12 protein-coding genes are annotated in these 17220 nt (G+C 66.8%); 6 read left to right on the forward strand and 6 right to left on the reverse strand.

The window, feature by feature from the left end; genetic code table 11:
* Positions 1–132 precede the first annotated feature (132 nt).
* The 3 genes from SX243_18755 to SX243_18765 all read right to left on the reverse strand — a co-directional run bounded on the left by SX243_18755 (position 133) and on the right by SX243_18765 (position 5329).
* Entirely contained in the window at positions 133–2226 is a 2094-nt protein-coding gene (locus SX243_18755; protein MDY7095019.1) for a class I tRNA ligase family protein, read from the reverse strand.
* Between the two features lie 141 nt (positions 2227–2367).
* Positions 2368–3678 (reverse strand): SidA/IucD/PvdA family monooxygenase, encoded by a 1311-nt coding sequence (locus tag SX243_18760; protein MDY7095020.1) that lies wholly within the window; start codon positions 3676–3678, stop codon positions 2368–2370.
* Positions 3679–3925: 247 nt separating this feature from the next.
* Positions 3926–5329: a mechanosensitive ion channel gene (locus SX243_18765; protein ID MDY7095021.1), complete on the reverse strand. Its 1404-nt coding sequence runs from the start codon at positions 5327–5329 to the stop codon at positions 3926–3928.
* Positions 5330–5577: 248 nt separating this feature from the next.
* Here SX243_18765 and SX243_18770 point away from each other — a divergent pair, with 248 nt between their 5' ends.
* Complete coding sequence (locus SX243_18770; GenBank protein MDY7095022.1) at positions 5578–6495, forward strand: MBL fold metallo-hydrolase; 918 nt, start codon at positions 5578–5580, stop codon at positions 6493–6495.
* 80 nt (positions 6496–6575) lie between these two features.
* Here SX243_18770 and ffh read toward each other — a convergent pair whose 3' ends face one another.
* Complete coding sequence (ffh, locus tag SX243_18775) at positions 6576–8054, reverse strand: signal recognition particle protein (GenBank protein ID MDY7095023.1); 1479 nt, start codon at positions 8052–8054, stop codon at positions 6576–6578.
* 561 nt (positions 8055–8615) lie between these two features.
* On the opposite strand from ffh, the gene SX243_18780 reads away from it, so the two are divergent.
* Positions 8616–9503: a hypothetical protein gene (locus SX243_18780; protein MDY7095024.1), complete on the forward strand. Its 888-nt coding sequence runs from the start codon at positions 8616–8618 to the stop codon at positions 9501–9503.
* A gap of 14 nt (positions 9504–9517) precedes the next feature.
* Positions 9518–9904 (forward strand): zinc ribbon domain-containing protein, encoded by a 387-nt coding sequence (locus SX243_18785; protein ID MDY7095025.1) that lies wholly within the window; start codon positions 9518–9520, stop codon positions 9902–9904.
* A gap of 63 nt (positions 9905–9967) precedes the next feature.
* Here the strand turns inward: SX243_18785 and SX243_18790 are convergent, their stop codons facing one another.
* The gene (locus tag SX243_18790; GenBank protein MDY7095026.1) at positions 9968–10507 is read right to left on the reverse strand and encodes a hypothetical protein; all 540 of its coding nucleotides are present in this window, start codon (positions 10505–10507) and stop codon (positions 9968–9970) included.
* A 285-nt stretch (positions 10508–10792) separates the two neighbouring features.
* Here SX243_18790 and pepT point away from each other — a divergent pair, with 285 nt between their 5' ends.
* Together pepT and alr are read left to right on the forward strand one after the other, a co-directional pair.
* Positions 10793–12070, forward strand: a complete 1278-nt coding sequence (pepT, locus tag SX243_18795; protein ID MDY7095027.1) for a peptidase T — start codon at positions 10793–10795, stop codon at positions 12068–12070.
* Positions 12071–12122: 52 nt separating this feature from the next.
* Positions 12123–14639, forward strand: a complete 2517-nt coding sequence (alr, locus tag SX243_18800; GenBank protein MDY7095028.1) for an alanine racemase — start codon at positions 12123–12125, stop codon at positions 14637–14639.
* A gap of 23 nt (positions 14640–14662) precedes the next feature.
* Here alr and SX243_18805 read toward each other — a convergent pair whose 3' ends face one another.
* Positions 14663–16129, reverse strand: coding sequence for an arylsulfotransferase family protein (locus SX243_18805; GenBank protein ID MDY7095029.1), 1467 nt, complete (start codon positions 16127–16129; stop codon positions 14663–14665).
* 362 nt (positions 16130–16491) lie between these two features.
* Between SX243_18805 and SX243_18810 the strand changes: the two genes are divergently transcribed.
* A partial coding sequence (locus tag SX243_18810) for a hypothetical protein (GenBank protein ID MDY7095030.1) occupies positions 16492–17220 on the forward strand: 729 nt, incomplete at its 3' end.

A 17220-nucleotide genomic window follows, 5' to 3' on the forward strand; every position in this document is an offset into this window, starting at 1 on the left:
CGTGGGCAGCCTTTCGATGGGGCTGCAAAGACCGTCCAACTGGCGATTCGGGGCCGAGGAAGGTCTCCGATCGACCGGCTCACGGCTGGATCAGCGGACTTCCATGAATAATCCGGGCTAGAGAAAGCTCCTTCAGCCCGCCAGATCGTCGAGGCCGGGGATCAGCGTCCGGCCCTGACTCGCCGCCAGGGTTACCGTCTGTCCTGCCGGCACCCACTCCAGCGCGTCGTTCCAGGCGCCGTCACCGGGGCCGGCGTCGTAGCCCAGAGCCCGCCAGAGGTGCTCGGCGAAGTCGGGCATGATCGGGGCCGCCAGCAGGCCCAGCACCTTCGCCGCCAGCAACTCCAGCGCCAGGCCAGTGCGCAGCTCTTCGGTGCGGGTGGGAACGCCGCGCCAGTGGTCCTGACCGGCGGCGAAGCGGCGCGCCTCGCGCACCACCTCGGTGAGCACCCGGGTGACCCGCTGGGGCGAGAACCCGGGCACCGAATAGCCTTCCCCGGCAGCCTCCACCAGCCCCTGGAGGCGCTGAAGGAACCGCCGGTGCTCGCCGGTCCAGTCGCCGGTGGCAGGGACTTTGCTCTCCTGATTCGGGCCTTCCTGATCCCCCGCTAAGCGCTCTCCCAGATCCTGGAGCCACGCCAACCAACCGTCCCGCAGCTCGCTGCTAGCGACGGCGTGAAAGTGCTCGCGGGTGAAGTTGGTCTCCTCCAGCTCAGGACAGGTGTGGGCGAGGAAGAAGCGCACCGCGTCCTGCGGCGCCTGGCTCAGCAGGTCCCGGCCCAGAATGCGGTGATCGCGGGTGGTGGAGAATTTGAGCCCGTCGAGACGGTAGAACTCGTTGGTGATCAGCCCCCGGGGCAGGTTCAGGTCGGGATCGAAGGCATGGAAGAGAGCGGGCAGAAACATGCCGTAGTAGAAGCTGTTGTCGAAACCGAAGAATTGCACCACCGACGCCTCCGGCGCCTTCCACCAACGCTCCCAGCCGGCGGCGTCCCCCGCCTCCAGCCCTTCGGCGCCGCGCACGTCCTCCAGATGCCGGGCGTAGGCGAAGTAGCGGGGAGCCATCTCCAGCCAAACGTAGATGCGCTGATCCTCGTAGCCCTCCAACGGCACCTCGATGCCCCAATCCGCCGGATGGGTCACCGCGACATCCGGCAGCCCGTCCGCCAACACCCCTTCCACGAAGGCCCGCAGCCGCGAGGTCATCTCTACCTGGCGGTAGTACTCCTGCAGCATCTCCCGATGCTGGCTGAGGGGAAAGATCAACCGTCGGTAGGGCCGCCGGGAGGGGACAGCGTCGCAGACGGTGCATTGGGGGTTCACCAGGTCGATGCAATCGTTGACCCGCCCGCAGGGCTCACAGGTATTGCCCACCATGCGGATGCCGCAATGCGGGCAGTCGCCGGCGATGTGGGACTCGAAGAGGTAGCTCTCGCAGGTCTCGCAGTAGGGAGCATCGGCCTCCCGCTCCTCCAGGGCGCCGGCGTCGTAGAGACGGCGGAGGAAGTCCTGCACCAGGCTGCGGTGGTAGCCGGAGGCGTTGGGACGCGGGAAGACCGCCAGATCGATGCCGGCGGCTTCGAGGGTTTCGGTGATCAGGTCGCTGAAGTGATCCGCCGCTTCTCCCGGACTCAACCCCATGCCCTCGCCCTGGGTCTTGACGTAGATGCAATTGTCGTCGGTGCCGCAGGCGAAGTAGGCGTCGACTCCGGTGAGGCGCAGGTAACGGGTGTGGAAGTCGCCGCTCAGGTAGGGGCCGGCCAGGTGCCCCAGGTGCAGGTCGCCGTTGGGGGTGGGCGGCGCTGCAGTGACCATCACTCGCTGCTGGGGCGCGGCTTCCGTCGCCGCCTCTCCGGACTCGGAGGCCGGCTTCTCGCCACCGGCCTCCCACTGCCCCCGATCCTCCCAATAGACGGTGAGGAAGACGAGATTCTCGTCCTTCGAAAGGTTGGTCAGGACGTGATTGTCGAAGGGCCGGTGGAAGGTGACGTCGCCGGGGCCGATCTCCTGCCGCTCGTTGCCGATGGCCATCTCGCCCCGTCCCTGGAAGACGAAGAAGGTCTCGCACTCCTGATGGGCGTGGGGCTTGGTGGACTCGCCGGGAGCCAGCGTCGCCCACGCCGCACCGAAGGGCGGCTCGACCACGCCGTCCCACGGATAGAGCATCTGGAGGTCGACGTTGTAGGCGTGAACGAAGGTCTCGGGATCGATCTTGCGGATCAGCACGAAGGGCCTCCTGGCAGGTGAAAATGACGTGCGGACGAAGTCACTGGGTCATGGGGTCTTAGGGCCTCAGGAGTACGGGCCTCAAGAGTATGGGCCTCAAGAGTATGGGCCTCGGGGACGCGCGGAGCCGCCGGGGCGCCCTCAGGCCGGGGCGCCGGCCAGGGCGGGCTCGCCGCGGCCTTCCACCCGGCGGCGCAGGATCGACTTCCAAATGTCCTCGGCGCGCATGGGGAGCAGCGAAAGCACCGTCTCGCCGATGCCGTGGGTGCGCTCGCAGTAGCCCTGGAGGTAGACCCGCGGCTCGAAACCGTCCCGGGGCGCGATGCTGTAATCCCGCTCCACCACGTACTCGCCGTCGGCTTCCTGCTGCAGGTGGGGAGCCAGTCCCTCCAACAGCCGGTGGCGAGTGCTCCAGCGGTAGCCGGTGGCGAGGATCAAGCCGTCTGCCTCCATCTCCACCGAACCACCTTTCAGCAGCTCCTCGAACTCCGCCACCACTCCGTCCCCGTGCTGACGGATCGCCTGCAATCCCAAGAAGGGATGGATCTTCGCCCGCTCCTTCCCCACCACCTTCTCGTCGTAGATGGCTCGGTAGATGCGCCGGATCAACGGATGGTCCACCACCGCGTAGTTGACATCCCGGAAGCTGTCGATCACTTCCTTCCGGCGCTCCGGCGGCAGGTCGTAGACGAAATCCACCATCTCCGGGAAGAAGATGGTGTTGGTGAAGTCGCTCTCGTCCACCGGCTTGTAGGCGAAGCGGCGCAGCGCCGCCGTGACCCGGGCGTTGGGGAAATGCTCCATCAGGTAGAGGAAGAGCTCGGCACCGCTCTGACCGCCGCCCACCACCACGAAGCGGTAGGGCGCATCGCGGTCCGGGTATTGATCGTGGATGCGGCTGAGGAATTGGTGCGAGTGGATCACCGGGCCTTCGTTGCTCACCTCGATGCCGTCGGGAGCCCACGGCGTACCACCGGTGGCGACCACCACGTTGCGGGCCAGCAGCCGTTCCTCTGGCTCGTCCGCGGCGGCGCCGCGGCGGCGCGACCGCACTTCCAGCAGCTCGCAGCCACCGTCTCGCCCGGGCACCGGATTGATGCCCATCACCTCGCGCCCGAAGCGCACCCGATGACTCAGCTGGTCCGCGACCCAGGTCAGGTAATGGTTGAACTCGGCCCGGCAGGGGAAGAGGTCCCGCAGATTGAGGAACTCGAAGAGCCGATCTTGATCTTTGAGATAGTTGAGGAAGGTGAACCGGCTGCGGGGATCCCGAATGGTCACCAGGTCCTTGAGGACGGTGACCTGCAACATCGAGCCCTGAAGCAGCATGCCCGGATGCCAGCAGGGAGCCTCGCGGGCCTCGAGAAACTCGTAGCGCAGCCCCTCGGCCTCTTCCGCCTCCTCCAGCAATGCCCCCAGGGCCATATTCGCCGGTCCAAAACCGACGCCCACCAGGTCGTGGATTCTAGAAGCTCGGGCACTGTGCTCTGTGGTCGGGGGAGTCTGTGTCACGTCAGGGGCCCTCTCGCAGGAAAATCAATGACCAGGGCGCGGCCGGGCGGCCCGTTCAACCAGCCCGCCGCGCCCTGTCCAACAGATTCGGTTCAGGAGATTCGAATCCTCTCGCCAGGTACGTGCGCGGCAGAGAGAAAAAAGGGACAGTCGGGGCCCGGATCGCCGAGGTTTAGCTTGCCCGAATCTACGAGCCTGACGGAGCTTCCGAAGCCTCGTCGGGGGATTCCAGATGGGGCAGCTCACCTCGCAGGCTCACTTCCCGAGCCAGCGCCCGCAGGTCGTTGCCGGTGGGAATCTGCACCAGCCGCAGGTCGAACTCCGCCGCCGAGGCCAGCAGGTGGTCGAAGATGTCTCCCTGTAGGGCTTCGTAATAGGCCCACCGCTGCTCCCGGCTGAAGACGTAGACCTCCATCGGCAGGCCCTTCTCCGTCGGCGCCAGCTGACGGACCAAGAAGGTCATGTCGTCGTGGAGCTCGGGAATCCCCCGCAGATACGCCTCGATGTAGGCCCGGAAGGTGCCGATATTGGTCAGGCGGCGGCCGTTGACCGGGCTGCCGGACTCCTCGATGTCGTGCTCCTGGTTCCAGCTCTCCACCTGCGCCAGCCGTTCGTCCAGGTAGGGCCGCAGAATCTGGATCCGGCGCAGCTTCTCCAGCAGCTCCGAGTCGAGGAAGCGAATGCTGGTCAAATCGATCAACAACGAACGCTTGATGCGCCGGCCGCCGGATTCGGTCATGCCGCGCCAATTCTTCATCGTGCTGGAGATCAGCTCGTAGGTGGGGATGGTGGAGATGGTCTTGTCCCAATTGCGCACCTTGACGGTGGTCAGGGAGATCTCCATGACGTCGCCGTCGGCGTCGAATTCGGGCATGGAGATCCAATCCCCCACCCGCACCATGTCGTTGCCGGAAAGCTGGATGCTCGCCACCAGCCCCAGGATGGCGTCCTTGAAGACCAAGAGGAGCACCGCCGTCAGCGCGCCCAGGCCGCCCAGCAGAGCCCAGGGGGAGCGTTCCATCAAGGCCGCCACCAGCAACACTCCCACCAGCACCCAGAGCACGATCTTCGCCACCTGCACGTAGCTCAGAATGGGCCGCTCCCGGGCGCCCTGGAAGCTGGTCTCGTAGATCACCACCACCGCCGACAGGAAGGCGTTGATGGCCAGCCCGCCCACCACCACCATGTAGCCCAAGGCCAGGCGCTGCATCAATCCGAAGAGCGTCCCCTGCTGCGGGAAGAGCACCAGCGCACCGAAGTAGAAGACCAGTGCCGGCGACAGCTGGGCCAGATGATCGAAGACCCGCTTCTCCGCCAGCGCGTCGTCCCAGCTCGTGCGGGTGCGGCGCACCAGGCTCATGAGACCGCGGCGCATCAAAGCCCGGGCGAGGAAGAAGGCGAGGACCGCCACCACCAGGATCCCCGCGAGCACGGTCAACCGCCCGAGCACCTCGGCGGTCTCGGCTTCGATCCCGAAACCGGCGATCCATTCGCCGGCGGCTTCGGGAACGTTGCCCCAATCCGGCAGTTCCTTGGCGGCGTTCTCGGGGAGGATCTGAAGGAAGGCGAAGGATGTCTGGAAACTCTGCATAGAACCTACCTGTGAATATCGACCGATGAAGGATGGGGACTCGCGGGGGATTCGGTGTTGCCTCGTCGAGGATACCGCGGGCACCTGGACTCGTCGAGGACAGCTCCTGACGCCGATGCTAAAGTGCCGCAGGATCGCCAGAATTCAATTCAGCTCCCCGAGCCCTGTGCCGGCTCGGTGCGATCTCTACTCAATGATCCATCGACTCGCCCAAGGTCAGAATGACCAGAGTTAGAAAAGAGGCCTCCATGCTGCAAATCTCGTCGCGGACTTCCCGTGCCCTACTCCCAGCCCTCGTCGCCGTGCTACTCCTCGCTCCCGCCGCCCTGGCGCAGCCGAATCTCGAAGGGGTGGAGATCGAAACCGTCTCCATCGCCCCGGGCATCGCCATGCTGGTCGGTGCCGGTGGCAATATCGGCGTCTCCACCGGCGAGGACGGCGTCTTCCTCATCGACGATCAATACGCCCCTCTCACCGACAAGATCCGCGCCGCTGTGGCCAAGATCGACGAAGACCCCATCCGCTTCCTGCTCAACACCCATTGGCACGGTGACCACACCGGCGGCAACGAGAATCTGGGCAAGACCGGCACCCTCATCGTCGCCCACGAGGGCGTGCGCACTCGCATGGCGGCAGGTCAGATCATCGAAGCCTTCAACATGGAGGTGCCCCCGGCCCCGGAGGTGGCGCTGCCGGTGATCACCTTCACCGACGCCGTCACCTTCCACCTCAACGGCCAGGAGATCCACGCCTTCCACGTACCGCCGGCGCACACCGACGGTGACGCCGTGGTGCACTTCCGCGGCGCCAATGTGATCCACACCGGCGACCTCTTCTTCAACGGCCTCTACCCCTTCATCGACGTCTCCTCCGGCGGCTCCGTCGACGGCATGATCGCCGCCGCCGGCCAAATCCTCGAGATCGCCGACGAGGACACCAAGATCATCCCCGGCCACGGGCCGCTGGGTACCCGCGCCGACCTCGAGAGCTTCCGCTCCATGCTCGAAGGGATCCGCGCCAAGGTCGCGCCCCTGGTGGCGGAGGGCAAGAGTCTGGAAGAGGTGCAGGCCGCCAAGCCCACCGCCGATTTCGACGAGCAATGGGGCGGTGGCTTCCTCAACCCGGACAATTTCACCGCCATCGTCTACTCGAGCCTGAGCCAGTAGACTCTTCCCGCCAACATTCCCGCAACAAAAAAAGCCCGGCGCTCTGCCGGGCTTTTTTGCTGGAAGATGAACCTCTCGGATCAGCCGAAGGGATTGTTGCCGCCGCCGCCGCCGAGGGGACCGCCGGGGCCGAAGAGGTCGTCCGGCAGGCCCTTGCCCTTTTTCTTCCCCAGGGCCTTGCCCATGCCTTTCCCCAGACCCTTCCCCAGTCCGCCCATCATCTTGTCCAGATCGCCGCCCATACCGCCGCCGAGCATCTTGCGCATCATCTTGCCCTTCGAGCCCTTCATCATCTTGCGCATCATCTTGTATTGCTTGAGCAGGCGGTTGATCTCCACCACCGAGGTGCCGGAGCCCCGGGCGACGCGCTTCTTGCGGCTGGGGTTGATGATCTGCGGCCGCCGGCGCTCGTCCGGGGTCATGGAGTTGATGATCGCCTCGATGCGGCGGAACTGGCCGTCGTCCACCTGGCTGGCGTCCAGCCCCTTGAACATGCCGGCCTTGGGCAGCAGCTTGAGCATGTCTTTGAGCGGCCCCATGCGGCGCATGGCGCGGAGCTGGTCGCGGAGATCTTCGAGGGTGAACTCCTGCCGCACCAATTTTTGCGCCAGGCGCTCCGCCTCGTCCTTGTCGATGCCCCGCTCGGCCTTCTCGATCAGGCTCATGACGTCGCCCATGCCGATCATGCGGCCGGCCAAGCGCTGCGGGTGGAAGAGCTCGAGCTCCTCCAGCTTCTCGCCGACGCCGACGAAGCGGATGGGCAGACGGGTGACGGTGCGGATGGACAGCGCCGCGCCGCCGCGGGAGTCGCCGTCCATCTTGGTAAGGATGACGCCGGTGAGGTCGAGGCTCTGCTGGAAGCTCTCGGCACTGCGCACGGCGTCCTGACCGGTCATGGAGTCGGCGACGAAGAAGAGCTCCTGCGGGTCGAGGATCTTCACCAACCCCTCGAGCTCCCTCATCAGCTCGTCGTCGACGTGCAGGCGGCCGGCGGTGTCGAAGATCAGCAGGTCGTGACCTCGATCCTTGGCCACCTTGAGGGCGCGCTTGGCCAGCGCCTGGACCTTCTCCCCATCCTCCGGCGCCACCACCGGCACGTCGACCTGGGAGCCCACTTGAATCAGCTGCTCCACCGCGGCGGCACGCTGCAAGTCTCCGGCCACCAAGAGCGGGTGGCGGTTCTGGCCCTTCAGCCGCAGCGCCAGCTTGCCGCTGGTGGTGGTCTTACCGGAACCTTGCAGACCGCACATCAAGACCACCGTCGGCTGCTTCGAGGGCACCAGCTCCTGGCTCTCCTCGCCGAGCAGCCCGGTGAGCTCGTCGCGCACGATCTTGACCACCTGCTGCGCTGCGGTCAGGCTCCCCAGGACATCGGCGCCGAGGGAGCGCTCCCGCACCCGGTCGATGAACGGCCGCACCACCCGAATGTGGACATCCGCCTCCAACAGGGCGAGACGGATCTGCCGCAGCGCCGCGTTGAGCGTCTCCTCGGTCACCCGGCCTTCGCCACGCAGATTGTGGAAAACGTCGGTAAGCTTGCTCTGCAATCCGTCGAACATGGTGTCCTCTTATCGTGTCGTCCCGGTGGCACCACCGTCTCGAAGCCCAACCCGGCTCCAGACCCGTAGCGACTAGCTCCAGCATGCTATCCCGGAGGAACATGGGCCGCAAACGGCATTCGGTACGTTTGCTCCCAGGGCCACGGATAAATATCATCTTCTAATGAGAAGAATCACTGCAATTTCCACCCTCCCCTTCCTACTAGCCCTACTCTGCTTTGGCACGGTGGCGCAGGCGACGGAGAACCCCAACCACTGCCTCGGCGATTCACATCACTACTCCCACGACTTTGCAGATCCGGAGGACTGCAGTTTCGCCGTCAACCCGCACTACCCTGCCACCATTGCCGACGACAATGGTGGCCAGGGATGCCAACAGCGTGGGAAGACCTGCAATGGCTGTCGGAATTGCTGTGATGGCCAGGAGGCCGAGGCGGTCGATTGTCAATGCAGTACGCTCAGCGGCGCCGGCCAAGCGGTATGTGAACGAGGAGCTTTCAACGCCAAGACGCGGTGTCGAGATCTATGTCTAGGACACTTTGCGGATATCGATGGCTGCCCATGAAGAAGCCTGAGCGACATCCAAAGCTGGTTCGAGCTAGTGGATCAACCCTCATTTTCCTCACTCTCCTCACCCTGATCCCATGGAGCCCAAGTCTTGCGGACTCCTCGGAGGTCCGTCGGCATCTGGTCTGGCGCGGCGACTCGGAGAACGTCCTGGCGGAAGCCATCGAGGAATCTTCCCACGACGAGGCGGGCGATCTTTTGGTGTGGAAACTGCTCACCCCCGAGCAGAACCGCGCCCTCTGGACTTTCGAGCACATCGCCGAGGAAGGGGCGTTTGTCGGCAGCCTGGAAGACCTCGAATCCGGCTGGTCCGCTCGACTCGCCGTGTCCACTGGCGAGGAAAGCTCCCGCTATGAAACCGAGGGTGTCCGCGGATTGGTTCAAGATCTCCGAGACTCACAGCCGGAAATTCGCATCTCGCTAGAAACCAGCGATGGATTCCAGATCGAGCATCGTGAAGCCTTCAGGACTGCTCCGGATCCGAACGAGACGAGTTGGCAAGATCTTTTCCAAGCGGCTCTCGCCGAAGAGGCCGTTGGCTCCACGCTCCCAGCTTCTACTGTCGAGGAGATTCGCTTTCTTCACAACGTCGGCCAGAGCACCTCACAGAACACTGGATTCGACTGGCAGCTGATCCGATTCCTCTACGACGAGTTACAGCGCACTTGGAGGACCAAGGAAACGGAAGAAGATCCCTACTCTTCCGTCGACTGGGAGGCCGGCACCGGCACGATCACCGTGGGCGACCAGGAAGACCCGCGATCGACCTATCGAGAGCTCCGGGAACGCTTCGAGCCAGAGAAGAGTGAACAGCCACCAGAAGAGACCGAGCGGCACGAGGAAGCCTTGCGGGATGAGCAGGGCCCGGAGCATACTCCCTGAACGGAGAATCACCGATGAGCATCTGCCCCCGCTGCGGCGCGGAGAATTCCGCGGAAGCCAATTTCTGTTCCCTGTGCAGCGCACCGCTGGAGGGTGCACCTGCCGGCAGCGCTCCTCCACCGGCGGACGGCGAGAGCGGGAGTCGGTTGATCCCTACGGCCAATCCTCCAGCTCTCGTCTCTTACTATCTAGGACTCTTTTCCATCTTTCCGTTCCTCGGCTTGTTCCTCGCCATCCCGGCGGTGATCCTCGGCTGGAAGGGATTGGATCGGGTCAAGAAAAACCCCCAGGTGCACGGCAAGGCCCACGCCACCATCGGGCTCGGCTGCGGGGGACTGTCGCTGCTGGTCTGGGGTGGCGCGTTGCTGATCGTGATCATCAGCGCCTTGCAGGGTGGATGAGAACCACCCCGCCTCTAACTCTCTGACGAACCTAGTAAAATAAAAGCTAGAGCGATAACCCGCTCAGGGTTTCCAGGTGGTCTTGTCGAGCATCGCCAGAGCCTCTTCCTCCAGGCGCGTCTGCCGGCGCTTGGACCGCCACTCTTGGTAGCGGGCGCGGGCGATCCCCAGGTATTTGTTCAGCGGGTTGGTGCGCTGGAGAAACGGCAGCACGGGTTTGCGGCGAATCCCCAGCTCCCGCTCCAGGGCGAGGAGCCGAGGATGGTTGGGGCTCAGTCGCAGACCCCGCTGGAGAGCCTTCAAGCACTCCCGGCGCCGCAGCAGCATGCGGTAGGCGACGGCGAGGTTGAGCTGGTTTTCCGGCTGCCGGGGTTCTTGGCGAACCGCATAGCGGCAGAGCTTCAAGGCCTCGTCCTTGCGGCCATCGCACAGGGCCATGCACAAGCCCAGGTAGGAGTAAAACACTGATGGCAGCTTCTGCCCTTCCGCTACTCCCTGGGCCACCCGATTCAGCAAGGTGTAGCCCTCGCGCCAGCGCTCTTCCCGGCAGGCGATGATGCCTTCCTGGAAGACCTGTGCCACGGTCTTAGCAGGCGCAGCCAAGTTTCAGTCTCCGCTCTTGGTGGTCATCCCGATGAACTACAGAGTAAAAAATAATCAAATCGCTCTAGGAGGATAGTGAGTCGGGGCTGAGTTGTCCAGAGGCGTAAGCGGCCCGCAGAGTTGCCGACCGCCGCTCCGAGAGGGCCAAACAATGGAACAATAGGTGGGAACCGCGCTCCCCGACCGGGAGCGACGAGGCGGGAGCACAGAGGGACGAGGGCCTCGAGCCCGGCTCCCCTTTCTCAATCCCGATTCTGGACCCCGACCCGGAGGCACACCCTGACCATGCCCGAGCCCAAAGACCCCATCAGCCCAAAGTACCCGACCAGTGTCGTCGAGCGCTTCATGAACTATGTCACCGTCAACACCCAGAGCCGGGAGAACGCCGGGCGCTTCCCCAGCACACCGGGGCAGCTGGAGCTGCTCACCCAGCTCAAAGGGGAGCTCGAGATCCTCGGCCTGGAGGACGTCTCCATGGACGAGCACGGCTACGTCATGGCCACCATCCCCGCCACCACCGACAAGCGCCACGTGCCCACCGTCGGCTTTGTCGCCCACGTCGACACCTCCCCGGAATCCAGCGGCGAGGACGTCAAACCGATTCTGCATCGGGACTACCAGGGACAGGACCTGGTGCTGCCGGACGACCCTTCGGTGGTGCTGCGCAAGGCCGACGACCCGGCGCTGGAGAAGGAAATCGGCCGCAGCCTCATCACCGCCTCCGGCAAGACCCTGCTGGGGGCCGATGACAAGGCCGGGGTGGCGGAAATCGTCGGGGCTGCGGAATATCTCATCGCTCATCCCGAGATCCCCCACGGCGAGATCCGCGTCGCCTTCACCCCCGACGAAGAGATCGGCCGCGGTGCCGACTTCTTCGACGTCGGGCGCTTCGCCGCCCATTGCGCCTACACCCTCGACGGCGGAGCCGCCGGCAGGCTGGAGTTCGAGTCCTTCTCCGCCGACTCCCTGAGCCTGACCTTCCGCGGCTTCAACACCCACCCCGGCTACGCCAAGGGGTCCATGGTCAACTCCATCAAGGTCGCCGCTGATTTCATCCACCGGCTGCCCAAGGACCAGCTCTCGCCAGAGACCACCGAAGGCCACGAAGGCTACGTCCACCCCAACGTCGTCGAGGCGTCGGTGGACCGCACCGTGGTACGCCTGTTGATTCGCGACTTCGACACCGCCAAGCTGGCGGAGAAAGAGCGCTGGCTCCAGGAGCTGGCGGAGGAGACGGTGCAGGATTGGCCCGGCGCCGCGGTGGATGCGGAGGTGCAGGAGAGCTACCGCAACATGCGCGAGGTCCTCGACCAGAACCCCCAGGTGGTAGAGCTCGCCCGGGAAGCCCTGCGCCGCACCGGCCTCGAGCCGCAGTCACCGCCCATCCGCGGCGGCACCGACGGCTCGCGGCTGAGCTTCATGGGCCTCCCCACCCCCAACATCTTCGCCGGCCAGCACGGCATCCACTCGCGTCTCGAATGGGCCTCGGTGTGGGAAATGCACAAAGCGGTGGAGGTGATCATCGAGCTCGCCAAGCTTTGGGAGGAGCAGGCCGAAGGCTGAGCCGCCGGCCCCCCCGCGGCCCTTCCTCTGCCACGCTCTCCCTCATCGCACCATGTGGCCCTTGCAACTCGAAGAGCTGTGCCGCCTCATCGGCGGCCGATGGCACGCCGGGGACGACTCCGCCGCCCGGAGCCCCGTGCAGCGGGTGCTCACCGACTCCCGCGCCGGCGTCCGCCCGGAGGACGTCTTCTGGGGCCTCGCCGGCCCCCACTTCGACGGCGGCCGCTTCGCCGCCCAGGCTCTCGCCGACGGCGCGGCGGCGGCGGTGGTGTCGCCGCCCCACGGTGAGGCGCTGGCGATGTCCTCGCTGCAGCCGGGGCAGGCGGTGATCGTCGTCGAGCATCCGCTCCGGGCTCTGCAAACACTGGCTGCGGAGGCCCGGCGGCGCTTCACCGGCCGCCTCGTCGCCATCACCGGCAGTACCGGCAAGACCACCGTCAAGGACATGCTCCACGAGGCCCTCGCCGGGGACTTGCGGGTCACCGCCAGCCCCCAGTCCTACAACTCCCAGGTGGGCGTGGCCCTGAGCCTGCTGGGGATGGATCTGGCAGCGGAAGTGGCGATCATCGAATGCGGCATCAGCCTGCCCGGCGAGATGGTCCGGCTGCAGGCCATGGTGCGCCCCGACTACGGCATCCTCACCGCCATCGGCGACGCCCACCTGGAAGGCCTGGGCAGCCGCGAGGTCACCGCCCGGGAGAAGGCCCGGCTCTTCGTCGCCCTGCCCGACGACGGCTGGGTACTGGTCCCCTCCGGGGAGGAGCTGGGCCGCGAGGCGCTGGAGAAGGTCGGCGCACCAATGCTCACCGTGGCTTCACTGCAACGCCGCCGCGGAGACTTCGAGCTGCAGGAGGACCACGGCACGCCGGTCCTGCGCCACGGCCGCCAGCGAGTCCCCCTAGAGCCGGCGGTGCCGGGGGCGCCGTTGCTGCAGGATGCAGCCCTGGCGGCGGCGGCGGCCCTCCTCCTGGGCGCATCCGAGGAAAGCGTCGCCCGCGGCCTGCGCCAATGGCGCCCGGCCCCCATGCGGCTGGAAATCAGCACCACTCCCCGGGGCCTGACCCTGATCAACGACGCCTACACCGCCGACCCGGTGAGCGTCGAAGCAGCCCTCGAGGTACTGCGCCGAGAGCGCTCCAGCGGCGCCGCGGTAGCGGTGCTGGGAGGTCTCGCCCAGCTCGGCGCCGCCCGCGCTGCAGCCCACGAGCGAGTGGGGCGACGGGTCGCCCAGATGGATGTGGATCGGCTAGTAGTTGTGGGGGACGGCGGTGCCGAGATCGCCGCCGCCGCCCGCGCCGCCGGCCTGCCGGAAGAGCGCGTGGAAACCGCCGCCGACATCCCCGAAGCGGCCATGATCCTCGACGAGATCTGCCGCCCCGGCGACCGGGTCCTGCTCAAAGCCAGCCGGCCGGAACGCCTCGAGCGCCTCGCCGCCATGCTCTTCGACTCCGTGGCGCCGGCCCGGCTCTACGTCGACCTCGACCGCGTCCTGGGCAACTACCGGCGCATCCACCGCGCCGTGGGCCGCCAGCGGGGGGTCATGGCAATGGTCAAGAGCTTCGGCTACGGTCTCGATGCGGTGCGGGTGGCCCGAGCCCTGGAACAGGCCGGCATCGCCTACTTCGCCGTCGCCTACCCCGACGAGGGAGTCACCCTCCGGGACCGCGGCATCACCACCCCCATCCTGGTGCAGAACCTGCTTCACAGCGAGGTGGACAAATTCGTCCGCCACGGCCTCACCGCCCAGGTGGTGGACGGCGCCCAGATCGATTGGTTGGAAGCGGAGGCGGAACGCCAGCGGCGGGCGGTGCGGGTGCACCTCAAGATCGACACCGGCATGGGCCGCGCCGGCGCCTTCGTCACCGAGACGGCGAGCCTGGCACGGCGCATCGCCGACTCCGAGTGGTTGCTGCTGGAAGGGCTCATGACCCACTTCGCCGCCGCCGACGATCCCTCCGCGGACGACTTCACCCGCCAGCAGATCGCCCGCTTCAACCAGGCCCGCCAGGCCCTTCGAGACGCCGGCCTGACGGTGCGCTGGGAGCACGCAGCCAACAGCGCCACCATCGCCCGCTTCCCCGAAGCCCACTACTCCATGGTGCGCACCGGCCTCGCCCTCTTCGGCTACAGCGAAGTGGACGAACGGCTGGCGCTGGAGCAGGAGCCGGCGCTACGCCTGATCACCCAGGTGGTCTCGGTCAAAGAGCTTCCCCCGGGCCACGCCGTCGGCTACGGCCGCACCTGGGCCACCGACCAGGAACCCCGCCGCATTGCCGTGGTCGCCCTGGGCTACAGCGACGGCTACCCCTGGGCCCTCTCCAACCGCGGCTGGATGAGCCTCCACGGCGAGCGCTGCCCGGTGGTGGGCCGGGTGTGCATGGACGTCACCATGCTCGACGTCACCGCCCTCGGCGACCGCGTCCAACCCGGCGACGAGGTCATCGTCTTCGGCCCCGAAGACCACGAGCCCAATCTCCTCACCCTCGCCCACGACGCCGGCACCATCCCCTACGAGCTCCTCACCCGCATCTCCCCGCGGGTGCGGAGGATCTTTCGTAGCTCGTACTGAGTTCCTTCTCGGCTCAGCTCAGCTCACTCCCCCCAGCCCCCAAACCCCACCGGCAGCCGCACCACGTCCATCAGGGCAGCGACGAATTCGTCGTTGGTGCCGGCGCGGTGGGGGTTGCGGTATTCCCACACGATGGTGCCGTCGGGGGTGACTTCCAGGGCGCGGCCGTTCTCCGACTCGACGATGAGGGTGTTGCCGCCGGGGAGGCGCTGGCAGGTGCCGAGGGTGCGGGAGAAGAAGGAGTCGTCGGTGCCGCCGTAGCTCCACAGAACCTCTTGAGTGATGGCATCGATCTCCAGCACCCGGGAACGCTCACCGCCGGGGCCGCGGTTGTCGAAGACCAGCAGGCTGGCGCCGGAGGATCCCCGGGGCCCAGAAAGATCAGAGGGCCCAGGGAGGAGGATGGGCTGGTGTTGCTTGCGGAACAGGCCGCTGAGGGTCCAGACGATTTCCTCGGTGCGCGGATCGAGGATCGCCACGGTGCTCAGCTGGAGCACCGAGATCAGCAGATTGCCTTCCCGGAAGGCTGGGTGCAGGTGCTCCAGGCTGCCGTCCAGCCGCTGGAGGGTGTTGGTGTGGAAAATGTCGCCGGCGGCCACCGGGCGATTCCACACCATGGGAGCGAAGGGGGAGCGCAGGAAGGCGTCGAGGATGGAGATCTGCCGGCGAACGCTGCCTTCGGGTTCCAGGACGGTGATCAGATCTTCCAGCACCGGCTCGGTGCGGTGCAGCCGGGGATCCACCTTGCCGCGGCGGTCGAGCACCCAGATGCTCTCGTCGGGGGCGACGAAGAGGTCGTGGTGAACGTCGCTGCGATAGGCCCAGAGGAGCTGGGAGTCGCGATCCAGCTTGACCAGGCCGTGGATCTCGAAGATCGCCAGCAGCGAGCCGTCGGGCTGGGGGCGGGCGCGGCGCCAATAGTCGAGCTTGCGCAGGTTGGCATTGTCCGGCAGGTCCGGCCACACTCGGCGCAAGGCCGCACGCCAGCGGTGCACCACCGTACCGTCGAGGGTCATCAGCAGGGCCTCGGCGCCGTGGGCGGAGAGCACGAGGTTGAGGCCCGGCTCCGCCGGCGGCGCGTTGACCGTCACCCCGGTGGCGCCGGCGGCGGGGCGATAGCCCTGGAGATAGGGCACGGCGGTGAGCTCGGCGGCGGCTTCAGCGCTGGGCTCCGCACCGGCTGCGGCACCGCCCTCGGTCTCTCCGGGCTCGCTACGCGCCCGCCGCCACTTGCCCCGCAGCGGCTGCTCCCCCGTGGTCACTTGCGATCGCGAGACCGCGGCGCCGGCGGTAGCATCCGGCAACTCGCCGGAGGGCAGCTCGCCGGAGGAAGGGCCGGGGGCCGCCCCCGCGGGGGCCCCAGCCGACGTTTCTGGCCCGGTTCCGGAGTCCTCTGGCGCCGACGACGGCAGGTCGTGGCTCCACCGGCCGAGGGCGAAGGCCGCGGCGAGGGCGACGAGGACGGCGGCGGCGAGGAGGAATGGGCGCATGGCGTTGGGGGAATCTCGGGATCGGCGACAGCCAAGGATAGCAGCCCGCCATGCCTCGGAGGAGGCCCTCCAGACCCCAGGGGGTGAAAGTCGAGAAGATCCGGAAGGAGCGGGAATCCTGCGGGGGCTCCCCCGTGTTAGACCCTCTACAGACAGGTCAAAGCGGCGAACCGCAGGGTGGAAACACATTGGCAGCGCCGGAATCGCGCTTCAGGCTGGATTGACCGGCGATGAACCAGGTATCCTCCACGGTGCGATAAGCTGCGCCCTCGAAGCCGGGTTCGGTGTCCTTCGACGCCGCTCCCCACCCCGGTTGCCCGAAGACGATCCCGCAACCTAAGCAGAAGCCTGGAGACGTTGCCATGAGCCTTTTCGACCGACTTCGCCCGGACTGGAAACACAGCGACGCCGACGTGCGCGCCGACGCCGTTCGCCAGCTGAGCCCACAGTCGAAGGAAACGCTGTCGGAAATCGCGAGCACCGACGACGAACCCAAAGTCCGTCAGCTGGCGATCAAGAAGCTCGAGGAACCGGAGCTGCTGCGTCAGGTGGCGGAGGCCCAGAGCGACGACAGCCTGCGGCGGCTGGCCGAGGAACGGGCGACCCACCTGCTGGCGGAAGCCGCCGCCGATGCCGACGAGGCCAAGGCCCGGGAGGCTTTGGGCGAGATCCGCTCCGCGGAAGGCCTGGCCAAGGTGGCCCTCAGCGAGGCACTTCCGGCGATCCGCAACGAGGCGGTGGGCCGCCTGGACGACGGTGCGGCGCTGCTGGAGGTGATCCGGCACACCCAGGATTCGGAAGTGGCCCAGGCGGCGGTAGCCCGCCTCGGCGACGGTGAGCACCTCCTGGCCGTTGCCAAGGAGCACGAGCACGGCGAGGTCGCCGTGGCGGCGCTGGAGCGCCTCGATGCTCCGGCGCAGCTGGCGGAGGTGGCGGAGCACGGCGCGGTCAAAGCGGTCCGCCAGCGAGCCGAGGAACGCCTCGACGCGCTGCCGGCGGAGCAGGACCCCCGACGCTCGGCGGAGGCCCCTCCGGCGGCAGAGGCAGAGGCAGCGCCCGAGCAGGCTGCAGCCCCCGAGGCTGACGAGGCC

The sequence above is a fragment of the Acidobacteriota bacterium genome (genome assembly GCA_034211275.1).
Taxonomy (GTDB): domain Bacteria; phylum Acidobacteriota; class Thermoanaerobaculia; order Multivoradales; family JAHZIX01; genus JAGQSE01.